Raw genomic sequence first — 12,828 nt, 5'->3', positions numbered from 1 at the left:
GGTACTCGGTTATGCATTACCGCGATGCTACAATGTGGCGCGAAGAATGTTAACCCTCTGGAGCGTTTTGTGTCGTCGTTGCCCGTTGCCGTCGTCTTACCTGAGTTACTTGCTGCCCTCGATGGTGCACCGCAGGTGTTATTAAGTGCGCCGACCGGGGCCGGGAAATCAACCTGGCTGCCGCTGCAACTGCTGGCGCATCCCGGCATTAACGGAAAAATTATCCTGCTGGAGCCGCGTCGCCTGGCGGCGCGTAACGTTGCGCAACGACTGGCGGAACTGCTTAACGAAAAAACAGGTGATACGGTAGGCTACCGGATGCGCGCGCAAAACTGTGTCGGGCCAAATACTCGCCTGGAAGTAGTTACCGAAGGCGTGTTGACGCGCATGATCCAGCGTGACCCTGAACTGAGCGGCGTTGGATTGGTGATCCTCGATGAGTTTCATGAGCGCAGCTTGCAGGCGGATCTGGCGTTGGCGCTGTTACTCGATGTGCAACAAGGTCTGCGTGATGACCTTAAACTACTGATTATGTCGGCTACGCTGGACAATGACCGCTTGCAGCAGATGCTGCCAGAAGCGCCCGTCGTCATCTCAGAAGGGCGCTCATTTCCGGTTGAACGCCGATATTTACCGCTGCTCGCTCATCAGCGTTTTGATGAAGCCGTGGCGGTTGCCACCGCCGAATTGCTGCATCAGGAAAGCGGCTCATTACTGTTATTTTTACCTGGTGTCGGAGAAATTCAGCGCGTTCAGGAACAACTGGCTTCGCGCATCGGTAGTGATGTGTTGCTCTGCCCGCTGTATGGCGCGTTGTCGCTGAACGATCAGCGAAAAGCGATCCTTCCGGCACCAGAAGGGATGCGCAAAGTGGTGCTGGCAACCAATATTGCTGAAACCAGTTTAACCATCGAAGGCATTCGTCTGGTGGTGGATTGTGCTCAGGAACGTGTGGCGCGCTTTGATCCGCGCACGGGGCTAACGCGGCTGATTACCCAACGCATTAGCCAGGCATCAATGACGCAACGCTCCGGGCGTGCCGGACGTCTGGAGCCGGGGATCTGTTTACATTTAATCGCCAAAGAACAAGCAGAACGCGCCTCCGCGCAAAGTGAACCAGAAATATTACAAAGCGATCTCTCCGGTTTGCTGATGGAATTACTGCAATGGGGATGCAGCGATCCGACGCAGATGAGCTGGCTGGATCAACCGCCAGCCGTGAATTTACAGGCCGCGAAACGCCTGTTGCGGATGCTGGGGGCGATGGACGGTGAACGGCTAAGCACGAAAGGGCAGAAAATGGCGACGCTGGGTAACGATCCGCGTTTAGCGGCAATGCTGGTGAGCGCAAAGAGCGACGACGAAGCTGCTACCGCTGCAAAAATTGCCGCTATTCTCGAAGAGCCACCACGGATGGGCAATATCGATCTGGGCGTGGCGTTTTCGCGCAATCAACCTGCCTGGCAGCAACGTAGCCAGCAACTGTTAAAGCGCTTAAACGTACGCGGCGGTGAGGCAGACAGTTCGCTTATCGCACCGTTACTTGCCGGAGCGTTTGCCGATCGCATCGCTCGCCGCCGTGGGCAAGAGGGGCGCTATCAACTGGCAAACGGCATGGGGGCAATGCTCGATGCCGATGATGCGCTAAGCCGCCACGAATGGTTGATCGCACCGTTATTGTTGCAGGGTAGCGCCTCGCCGGATGCGCGGATTTTACTGGCGCTACCGGTCGATATCGATGAATTAGTGCAATGTTGTCCGCAGCTGGTGCAGCAATTGGACACCGTGGAGTGGGATGATGCGCAAGGTACGCTGAAAGCCTGGCGTCGGCTGCAAATCGGCCAACTGACGGTAAAAGTGCAGCCGCTGGCGAAGCCTTCAGAAGACGAGCTGCATCAGGCGATGCTTAACGGCGTTCGTGATAAAGGCTTAAGCGTGCTTAACTGGACGCCGGAAGCGGAACAGCTACGCTTGCGTTTGTTATGCGCCGCCAGGTGGTTGCCGGAATATGACTGGCCAGCGGTTGATGATGAAAGTTTGTTGGCGACGCTGGAAACGTGGCTGCTGCCGCATATGACAGGCGTACATTCGCTACGCGGCCTGAAATCACTCGATATTTTTCAGGCGCTACGCGGATTACTTGATTGGGGAATGCAGCAACGTCTGGATAGTGAATTGCCTGCGCATTACACTGTGCCGACGGGAAGCCGGATCGCCATTCGTTATCATGAAGATAACCCGCCCGCGCTGGCAGTGAGAATGCAGGAGATGTTTGGCGAGGCCACCAATCCGACGATCGCCCAGGGGCGCGTGCCGCTGGTGCTGGAGTTGCTTTCTCCTGCCCAAAGGCCGCTGCAAATCACACGAGATTTGAGCGCCTTCTGGAAAGGAGCGTATCGCGAGGTGCAAAAAGAGATGAAAGGGCGTTATCCCAAACACGTCTGGCCGGATGATCCGGCAAATACCGCACCGACGCGACGGACGAAAAAGTATTCATGAAGACCAAAGTAAATTTGAGAGATATCTTCTTCTGTCTTGTTACAGAAGAACAGAAAATCGGGCTTTTGCGCCTGAATATTGCGGAGAAAAAGCATGGCCGGGAATGACCGCGAGCCAATTGGACGCAAAGGGAAACCGACGCGTCCGGTCAAACAAAAGGTAAGCCGTCGTCGTTACGAAGATGACGATGATTACGACGATTATGATGACTATGAGGATGAAGAACCGATGCCGCGCAAAGGTAAGGGCAAAGGCAAAGGGCGTAAGCCTCGTGGCAAACGCGGCTGGCTATGGCTGCTGCTAAAACTGGCTATCGTTTTTGCCGTGCTGATCGCCATTTACGGTGTTTATCTCGATCAAAAAATTCGTAGCCGTATTGATGGCAAAGTCTGGCAATTGCCTGCGGCTGTTTATGGCCGAATGGTCAACCTTGAGCCAGACATGACCATCAGCAAAAACGAGATGGTGAAGCTGCTGGAGGCGACCCAGTATCGTCAGGTGTCGAAAATGACGCGCCCTGGCGAATTTACCGTGCAGGCCAACAGCATTGAAATGATCCGCCGTCCGTTTGATTTCCCGGACAGTAAAGAAGGGCAGGTACGTGCGCGTCTGACTTTTGATGGTGATCATCTGGCGACCATCGTCAATATGGAGAACAACCGTCAGTTCGGTTTCTTCCGTCTTGATCCGCGCCTGATCACCATGATCTCCTCACCAAACGGCGAGCAGCGTCTGTTTGTGCCGCGCAGTGGGTTCCCTGACTTGCTGGTGGATACTTTGCTGGCGACAGAAGACCGTCATTTCTACGAGCATGATGGGATCAGTCTTTACTCCATCGGACGTGCGGTGCTGGCAAACCTGACCGCCGGACGTACGGTACAGGGAGCGAGTACGCTGACGCAACAGTTGGTGAAAAACCTGTTCCTCTCCAGCGAACGTTCTTACTGGCGTAAAGCGAACGAAGCCTACATGGCGCTGATCATGGATGCGCGTTACAGCAAAGACCGCATTCTTGAGCTGTATATGAACGAGGTGTATCTCGGTCAGAGCGGCGACAACGAAATCCGCGGCTTCCCGCTGGCGAGCTTGTATTACTTTGGTCGCCCGGTAGAAGAATTGAGCCTCGACCAGCAGGCGCTGTTGGTGGGTATGGTGAAAGGGGCGTCCATCTACAACCCGTGGCGTAACCCGAAACTGGCGCTGGAGCGACGTAATCTGGTACTGCGTCTGCTGCAACAGCAACAGATTATTGATCAAGAACTCTATGAAATGTTGAGTGCACGTCCGCTGGGCGTTCAGCCGCGCGGTGGGGTAATCTCTCCACAGCCAGCCTTTATGCAGCTGGTGCGTCAGGAGTTGCAGGCAAAACTGGGCGATAAAGTGAAAGATCTCTCCGGCGTGAAGATCTTCACTACCTTTGACTCGGTGGCCCAGGACGCGGCAGAAAAAGCCGCCGTGGAAGGCATTCCGGCGCTGAAGAAACAGCGAAAGCTGAGCGATCTGGAAACGGCAATTGTGGTTGTCGACCGCTTTAGCGGTGAAGTTCGCGCGATGGTTGGTGGTTCTGAGCCGCAGTTTGCAGGTTACAACCGTGCTATGCAGGCGCGTCGTTCGATTGGTTCCCTTGCAAAACCAGCGACTTATCTGACGGCCTTAAGCCAGCCGAAAATCTATCGCCTGAACACGTGGATTGCCGATGCGCCAATCGCGCTGCGTCAGCCGAATGGCCAGGTCTGGTCACCGCAGAACGATGACCGTCGTTATAGCGAAAGTGGCAGAGTGATGCTGGTGGATGCGTTGACCCGTTCGATGAACGTGCCGACGGTAAATCTGGGGATGGCGCTGGGTCTGCCTGCGGTTACGGATACCTGGATTAAACTGGGCGTACCGAAAGATCAGCTGCATCCGGTTCCGGCAATGCTGCTGGGGGCGTTGAACTTAACGCCAATTGAAGTGGCGCAGGCGTTCCAGACCATCGCTAGTGGTGGTAACCGAGCACCGCTTTCTGCGCTGCGTTCGGTAATCGCGGAAGATGGCAAGGTGTTGTATCAGAGCTTCCCGCAGGCGGAACGCGCGGTTCCGGCGCAGGCGGCGTATCTGACACTATGGACCATGCAGCAGGTGGTACAACGCGGTACCGGTCGTCAGCTTGGGGCGAAATATCCAAATCTGCATCTGGCAGGGAAAACGGGTACTACCAACAACAACGTAGATACATGGTTTGCGGGCATTGACGGCAGCACGGTGACCATCACCTGGGTAGGCCGTGATAACAACCAGCCGACCAAACTGTATGGAGCCAGCGGGGCAATGTCGATTTATCAGCGTTATCTGGCTAACCAGACGCCAACACCGCTGAATCTTGTTCCGCCAGAAGACATTGCTGATATGGGCGTGGACTACGACGGCAACTTTGTCTGCAGCGGGGGCATGCGTGTCTTACCGGTCTGGACCAGCGATCCGCAATCGCTGTGCCAGCAGAGTGAGATGCAGCAGCAACCGTCAGGCAATCCGTTTGATCAGTCTTCTCAGCCGCAGCAACAGCCGCAACAGCAACCTGCTCAGCAAGAGCAGAAAGACAGTGACGGCGTAGCAGGTTGGATCAAGGATATGTTTGGTAGTAATTAATATCGTAATAGCTCTCCGCTGATGCGGAGAGCGTAATAGATTACTATGACGTTATATAGATAAATATAATAAGTATTTATTTAATGAATCTAATGGGGTGAATTTATATTTTTAATTTATGATTTTATATTTTTGAGAATAAGAACAAACCTTTAAATTTCAGATGGTTGTAACCTTTTTATTATATGTCGTATAGACATGTAATGTCTTTTTTGCTCTAATCTAAAAATAATTTATTATTTGCATCTATTTATATTATCAATATTTATCAAGTCCTGCCCAGCCTCTCTGGAATGGAATCATGCTTTATTGACTCATAATTAAGGGATTTTTATGAATAAAAAATTGCTTTCTCTATTTGCGTCAGGAACTTTCCTGGCAGCAGTAAGTACGAGTGTATTTGCTGTAGATACTGGGATTGTTAACTTCAATGGTAAAATTGTTGCTGATACCTGCGAAATCAATGTCAATGATTCTAGTAGTACGACAGGCACGGTGACTTTTGCAGATACTTACCCTGCGGACTATACCGGGGATGGTACGATTGGGACTTCAAAAGATTTTAAGATTGAGTTGCTAAAGTGTGACCCATTGGTTACAAAACTAAACCTGACATTTTCTGGAACCACAACGGATACTGGTTCTCTTCGCCTTGAAAATAGCGAAACTGCTGCGGGTAGTGCAACAAATGTGGGTATTACGGTAACAAATAAAAATGGCGGAACAAGTAGTGTAAAATTTGATGGTTCTGTCCCTGATGAATCCACTGATGTTGATAATGCTGGCGATGTAAATCCCACGATATTTAATTATACTGCTAATGTCATCCAGATTGGTAATAACCCGCCAACTGCGGGGAAATATGCCTCATCTGCAACGTTTGAAGTCTTCTATCGGTAATATTTATAGTGTATTGAGGGACTATCTGACCATGGAGGGTTATTTATGTCAGTATCTTATCGATTCTTTTTAGGATTTACATTTCTTCTCACTGCAATACAGGCACAGGCAAGTGTTGTACTTGGTGGTACACGCATTGTCTATCCTTCAAATCAAAATGAAGTTCAAATTACATTAAAGAACAAAGACGTACATGCTCGTTATCTCGTGCAAAGTTGGGTGAGTAATATTGATGGTTCTAAAGCCCCTTTTCTCATCACGCCTCCCGTTTATAAACTTGAGGAAAACCGTCAAACACTACTCCATGTTGTATTTACAGGAAATAAAGAAAGCCTTCCTCAAGATAGAGAAAGTTTGTTTTTAGCAAATATAAAATCTATTTCTGCTATGCCGGAGGAGCTAAAAGATAAAAACACCTTGCAATTTGCAATGAAAGTACGGCTTAAGTTATTTTGGCGACCAGATTCTTTGAGTAATAGCGACGCTTTAACTGCATGGGAAAAACTTAAATTTCATAAAGAATCAGGGAGGCTCATAGTAAAAAATCCAACGCCTTTTTATATTTCATTTAATGAGCTAACAGTATCAGGTAAGAGCATTACTGCTGTCGAGGAGAAATCTGAACCTGGAGCATTGTCAATGATGGTTGGTCCATTTTCTGAGAATCGGTTTAGTCTTCCTGCTGGAGCAGGTAGTGTTGTTGAGTGGTCGGTGATAACTGACTATGGTTCAAGTTCAGGGAAACGTCAACAAAAACTATAAACCGCTTAATTGTATTTTCATACCAGGGCGAAAAGGAATTTATGCCGCTACCACTGCATTGTACATTTGTTTTAACTGGAGTAGCGCTTGCGCTATCTACAGTGTATTCATTGAGCTATGCACGAGATGAATTTAACTTACGTATCCTGGAGTTGGATAGTCCGCTTGAAAATACAAAAGTGCTGGAAGAGTTTATTAATAATAACAATCTAACGCCAGGTGTCTATCTTACCTCTGTAATGTGGGGGCAAGAATATCTTGATAAGAGAAACATTACGTTCATTCTTTCTTCAGACAAAAAAAAACTTATCCCTCGTTTTACAAAGGCAGATCTCGGTGAGCTAGGACTTAACGTGGGTGCCATTCCAGCGTTACAAGTAATGGATGATGACGCTGATGTTGGCGATATTTCACAGATTATTGATGGCGCACGTTATGACTTCCAGCTAGATAGTCAAACACTGCGACTGCAAATTCCTCAAATTTATCAGAATTCAAGAGCCATAGGGAGTATTTCACCAAAATACTGGAATGATGGCGATAGTGCTGCCTGGTTAAGTTATTATGCCAGTGGTTCTCAACAAAATAGTGATGGTGATAACCTGAACTCAAATTGGTTGAATTTAAACTCAGGTGTAAATTTAGGTGTATGGCGGTTACGTAATAATACTGTTTATAGTGGCTCCAATTGGGATTCGATTAGCACCAGTTTGCAACGTGATATCAAAATATTACGTAGCCAGATGGAAGTCGGGCAAACTTTCACGAATGGTGAACTTTTTGATAGTGTGCAAATGACAGGTATAAAACTTGAAACTGATACCAGTATGTTGCCTGAGAGTGAACAAGGCTTTGCGCCTGTAGTACGTGGTATTGCAAATAGCGACGCACAAGTTGTGATTAAACAGAATGGCTATGTCATTTACCAAACATGGGTATCAGCAGGGCCATTTGAAATTAAAGACTTAAACCAGGTAACGGCAGGGGCCGATCTGGACGTTACCATCAAGGAAACAAATGGACAAGAACACAGCTTTATTCAGGCTAGTTCAGCGGTTCCAATCCTACAGCGAGAAAACGCATTAAAATATAGTGTTGCTGCTGGAAAATATCGTGACAGTGATAATAAATCAGAGCAACCTGTTTTTGGGGTTGCAACAGCGATATATGGTTTGCCTTATGGAATAACGATTTATGGTGGCATACTTGGAGCCTCCATGTACCGTTCTGGTGTGACCGGAATTGGTGCTGACTTAGGCCGCCTGGGATCGGTTTCTATTGATATCACAGCAGCAAATACGAAACTTGAAGAACACAATGATGCAACTGGACTGTCATGGCGTGCAATGTATTCGAAAGATTTTCCAGATACTGATACGACATTAAATCTGGCAAGCTATCGTTATTCAACATCGCAATTTTATACTTTTCAGGAGGCACTTGATCAACGTGATATTCCTGATGATAAGAGTATTTATAGTTATCGCCAGACCAATAATAGACGTAACCGTTTGCAAATTAATCTTTCGCAAAATATAGGTCGTTGGGGATCGATCTATCTTAATGGTTATCAACAAGATTATTGGGGAATGCAAGGATCCGAACGCAGCATAGGAATGGGTTATAGTACTAGCTGGAGTGATATTAGCTGGTCTGTTAATTACGCACTGACAGATATGCCTGGAATGGCTGGTGAGCAGCAATTTTCATTGTCAATCAATATTCCTCTGTCTCGCTGGTTGCCGGGGGCATGGGCGACGTATAATGCAAATCGTTCAGACAAAGGTAATACCTCTCATCAAATGGGTATTGCTGGAACTGCTCTGCAAGATAATAACCTTAGTTATAATTTACAACAAACTTATGCCGATAATAACGTGGGTTATGGTGCCAGCATAAATGGACGTTATCGTAGTTCAGTAGGCGAGTTTGGTCTGGGATATAACTATGATAAAAATAGTCGACAATGGAATTATAGCGCACAAGGTGCGGTGGTTGCGCATACTCATGGAGTAACATTAGGGCAATCAGTACAGGATTCATTCGCGATTGTGCATATTGATGATGGTGCTAATGTAAAAGTACAAAATGCGCAGGGAGTTTATACTGATTATTGGGGGAACGCGATTATTCCTAATATGACAAATTATCGACATAACACCATTACGGTAAATACTCAGGGGCACGATAATCTTGATATCGTTGATGCAACACAAGATGTTATTCCTTCGAAAGGTGCCGTCATTGGTGTCAATTTTAAAGCACGTAATGGTATGAGAGCATTATTGACATTGCTCCACGATAAAGAATACGTACCCTTTGGATCATTGCTGACATTAGGGGATAGTACATCAATTGTCGGTGAGGATGGTGAGGTTTATATTACTGGTGTGCAAAATGCCATGTCATTTACGGTACAGTGGGGAAAAGAAAACAATCAGCAATGTACAGGGATTATAGCTGTGCCAGAAACATATACCAAAGGTATCTATAAGGCCACAATAGAGTGCCGATAACAAACAGGACATGAATGAATAATGAAGCCAGGATTTTTCTCTTATGTAAAAACATTACTGACTATAATATTTCTTGCCTTAGTTGCCATTCCTGAGGTTTTCGCCGGTTGCAGCATTTCGGGAAATGGGGGAAATCCGGCAAAAATAGAATTCTCAGTTCCAGCGTTAGATGTTAATAACGATGCAGAGCCGGGAACGATTATTACCACACTCGAAGCTACTAGTAATTCAATTTCAGTTTCCTGCTCGGCGAATGGTGACATTTGGCAAGGGTTTACCGTCTTGACAAATAGCGATTTGCGTACCGATAACCCCCTTCATGATGTGTTTCAGACGAATGTTCCAGGGATTGGTTTTCGTGCTGCATGGGCGAATAACGTTAATGCGCAACTCACCTCAGGTTATTTAATAACACCATGGCATAAAGGCTCATCAATAGTGAATAGAGGATATGTTTATCCGATAAAAATACATGCAGCTATTCAGTTTGTTGTGACAGGGCCTGTCGGTAATGGGGTCATTGACACCAGTAAATTAGTTGCTGACTGGAAGTATGACAATCTTGTTATAGGACAGCTTCGTTTTATTTCTGTGCCGGTAAATATTATACCAGGGACATGTGATCTTATTAATAAGAATATTACCGTTCCACTCGATGATATCGGAACAGATGATTTTGATGTTAACAATGTGTCACCGGTAGTTTCTGATGATAGGTTTTCAATTCATATTGAAAATTGTTCCCAGGATGTAAAGGTTGATTACCGTTTCACCTCCGCAGGATCCACGGGGATAACGAGTAATAATATTCTCAATATTGAGTCTGGATCGGGGATGGCGGAAGGTGTTGGCCTGCAGATCCTGGACAGTAATAACAATGTTATAGCATTTGATACAGAGTATACTGTTATCGAAAAAACCACTTTAAATCAAAATATTAACATCCCATTAAAGGCGCGTTATATCAAAACGGGTAATGTAAAAAGTGGTCTGGTTAATTCTGTCGCCACCTTTGAAGTGTATTATCGATAAGCTTTCCCTGACTCCTATTTCATAAATGTTAATGTGATTTTACTTTGCAGTGCAATCATTAACATTTTTTGATTCCTCTGGTTGATTCTTGAACTTTTATATTGAACTGAAGGGGATGCTACTTGCTATCGCCGTAGCGTTTCGAATATTATCTTATCTTTATAATAATCATTCTCGTTTACGTTATCATTCACTTTACATCAGAGATATACCAATGGCGCGTTCCAAAACTGCTCAGCCAAACCACTCACTGCGTAAAATCGCAGTTGTAGTAGCCACAGCGGTTAGCGGCATGTCTGTTTATGCACAGGCAGCGGTTGAACCGAAAGAAGACACTATCACCGTTACCGCTGCACCAGCGCCGCAAGAAAGCGCATGGGGGCCAGCTGCAACTATTGCGGCGCGACAGTCCGCTACCGGCACCAAAACCGATACACCGATTCAAAAAGTGCCACAGTCTATTTCTGTTGTGACCGCCGAAGAGATGGCGCTGCATCAGCCGAAGTCAGTAAAAGAGGCGCTTAGCTACACGCCGGGTGTCTCTGTTGGTACGCGTGGCGCATCCAACACCTATGACCACCTGATCATTCGCGGCTTTGCGGCAGAAGGCCAAAGCCAGAATAACTATCTCAACGGCCTGAAGTTGCAGGGCAACTTCTATAACGATGCGGTCATTGACCCGTATATGCTGGAACGCGCTGAAATTATGCGTGGCCCGGTTTCAGTGCTTTACGGTAAAAGCAGTCCTGGCGGCCTGTTGAATATGGTCAGCAAGCGTCCGACTACTGAACCGCTGAAAGAAGTTCAGTTTAAAGCCGGTACTGACAGCCTGTTCCAGACCGGTTTTGACTTTAGCGATGCGCTGGATGATGACGGTGTTTACTCTTATCGCCTGACCGGTCTTGCGCGCTCTGCCAATGCCCAGCAAAAGGGCGCGGAAGAGCAGCGTTATGCCATTGCGCCAGCGTTTACCTGGCGTCCGGATGATAAAACCAATTTCACCTTCCTTTCTTACTTCCAGAACGAGCCGGAAACCGGTTATTACGGCTGGCTGCCGAAAGAGGGAACCGTTGAGCCGCTGCCGAACGGTAAGCGTCTGCCGACAGATTTTAACGAAGGGGCGAAGAACAACACCTATTCTCGTAATGAGAAGATGGTGGGCTACAGCTTCGATCACGAATTTAACGACACCTTTACTGTGCGTCAGAACCTGCGCTTTGCTGAAAACAAAACCTCGCAAAACAGCGTTTATGGTTACGGCGTCTGCTCCGATCCGGCGAATGCTTACAGCAAACAGTGTGCCGCTTTAGCGCCAGCCGATAAAGGTCACTACCTGGCACGTAAATACGTCGTTGATGATGAGAAGCTGCAAAACTTCTCCGTTGATACCCAGTTGCAGAGCAAGTTTGCCACTGGCGATATCGACCACACTCTGCTGACCGGCGTCGACTTTATGCGTATGCGTAATGACATCAACGCCTGGTTTGGTTACGACGACTCCGTACCGCTGCTCGATCTGTACAATCCGGTGAATACCGATTTCGACTTCAATGCGAAAGATCCGGCAAACTCCGGTCCTTACCGCATTTTGAATAAGCAGAAACAAACGGGTGTTTATGTTCAGGATCAGGCGCAGTGGGATAAAGTGCTGGTCACCCTGGGCGGTCGTTATGACTGGGCGGATCAAGAGTCTCATAACCGCGTTGAAGGGACGACCGATAAACGTGATGACAAACAGTTTACCTGGCGTGGTGGTGTTAACTACCTGTTTGATAATGGTATAACACCTTACTTCAGCTATAGCGAATCGTTTGAACCTTCTTCACAAGTTGGGAAGGATGGTAATATTTTTGCGCCGTCTAAAGGTAAGCAGTATGAGGTCGGCGTGAAATATGTACCGGAAGATCGCCCAATTGTGGTTACTGGTGCTGTGTATAATCTCACTAAAACCAACAACCTGATGGCGGACCCTGAGGGTTCCTTCTTCTCGGTTGAAGGTGGCGAGATCCGCGCTCGTGGCGTAGAAATCGAAGCGAAAGCGGCGCTGTCGGCGAGTGTTAACGTAGTAGGTTCTTATACTTACACCGATGCGGAATACACCACCGACACTACCTATAAAGGCAATACGCCTGCACAGGTGCCAAAACACATGGCTTCGCTGTGGGCTGACTATACCTTCTTTGACGGTCCGCTTTCAGGTCTGACGCTGGGCACCGGTGGTCGTTATACTGGCTCCAGCTATGGTGATCCGGCTAACTCCTTTAAAGTGGGAAGTTATACGGTCGTGGATGCGTTAGTGCGTTATGATCTGGCGCGGGTCGGCATGGCTGGCTCCAACGTGGCGCTGCATGTCAACAACCTGTTCGATCGTGAATACGTCGCCAGCTGCTTTAATACCTATGGCTGCTTCTGGGGCGCAGAACGTCAGGTCGTTGCAACCGCAACCTTCCGTTTCTAATTTCTCTTTTGGGGCACGGATTTCCGTGCCCGT

7 protein-coding genes are annotated in these 12,828 nt (G+C 47.7%); all 7 read left to right on the top strand.

Annotated features, from left to right (window positions below):
- The first annotated feature begins 69 nt into the window (after positions 1-69).
- A complete protein-coding gene (hrpB, locus tag AABJ99_RS19130; protein ID WP_039021626.1) occupies positions 70-2,499 on the top strand; it encodes an ATP-dependent helicase HrpB in 2,430 nt (809 codons plus the stop codon).
- Positions 2,500-2,592: 93 nt separating this feature from the next.
- Positions 2,593-5,127, top strand: coding sequence for a bifunctional glycosyl transferase/transpeptidase (gene mrcB / locus AABJ99_RS19125; RefSeq protein WP_039021627.1), 2,535 nt, complete (start codon positions 2,593-2,595; stop codon positions 5,125-5,127).
- A 333-nt stretch (positions 5,128-5,460) separates the two neighbouring features.
- Positions 5,461-6,027: a fimbrial protein gene (locus AABJ99_RS19120; RefSeq protein ID WP_001035602.1), complete on the top strand. Its 567-nt coding sequence runs from the start codon at positions 5,461-5,463 to the stop codon at positions 6,025-6,027.
- Between the two features lie 45 nt (positions 6,028-6,072).
- Positions 6,073-6,789 (top strand): fimbrial biogenesis chaperone, encoded by a 717-nt coding sequence (locus AABJ99_RS19115; RefSeq protein ID WP_039021628.1) that lies wholly within the window; start codon positions 6,073-6,075, stop codon positions 6,787-6,789.
- Positions 6,790-6,830: 41 nt separating this feature from the next.
- Complete coding sequence (locus AABJ99_RS19110) at positions 6,831-9,305, top strand: fimbria/pilus outer membrane usher protein (RefSeq protein ID WP_039021629.1); 2,475 nt, start codon at positions 6,831-6,833, stop codon at positions 9,303-9,305.
- A 21-nt stretch (positions 9,306-9,326) separates the two neighbouring features.
- Positions 9,327-10,337 (top strand): fimbrial protein, encoded by a 1,011-nt coding sequence (locus AABJ99_RS19105; RefSeq protein ID WP_160524102.1) that lies wholly within the window; start codon positions 9,327-9,329, stop codon positions 10,335-10,337.
- 214 nt (positions 10,338-10,551) lie between these two features.
- Positions 10,552-12,795 carry a ferrichrome porin FhuA gene (fhuA, locus tag AABJ99_RS19100; RefSeq protein WP_160524101.1) on the top strand — a complete coding sequence of 748 codons (2,244 nt, stop codon included), beginning with the start codon at positions 10,552-10,554 and terminating at the stop codon, positions 12,793-12,795.
- The last annotated feature ends 33 nt before the right edge of the window (positions 12,796-12,828 follow it).

Source organism: Escherichia coli, from assembly GCF_036503815.1.
In the GTDB taxonomy this organism is placed as follows: Bacteria; Pseudomonadota; Gammaproteobacteria; order Enterobacterales; family Enterobacteriaceae; genus Escherichia; species Escherichia coli_F.
This window is presented reverse-complemented; position numbering and strand designations above follow the sequence as displayed.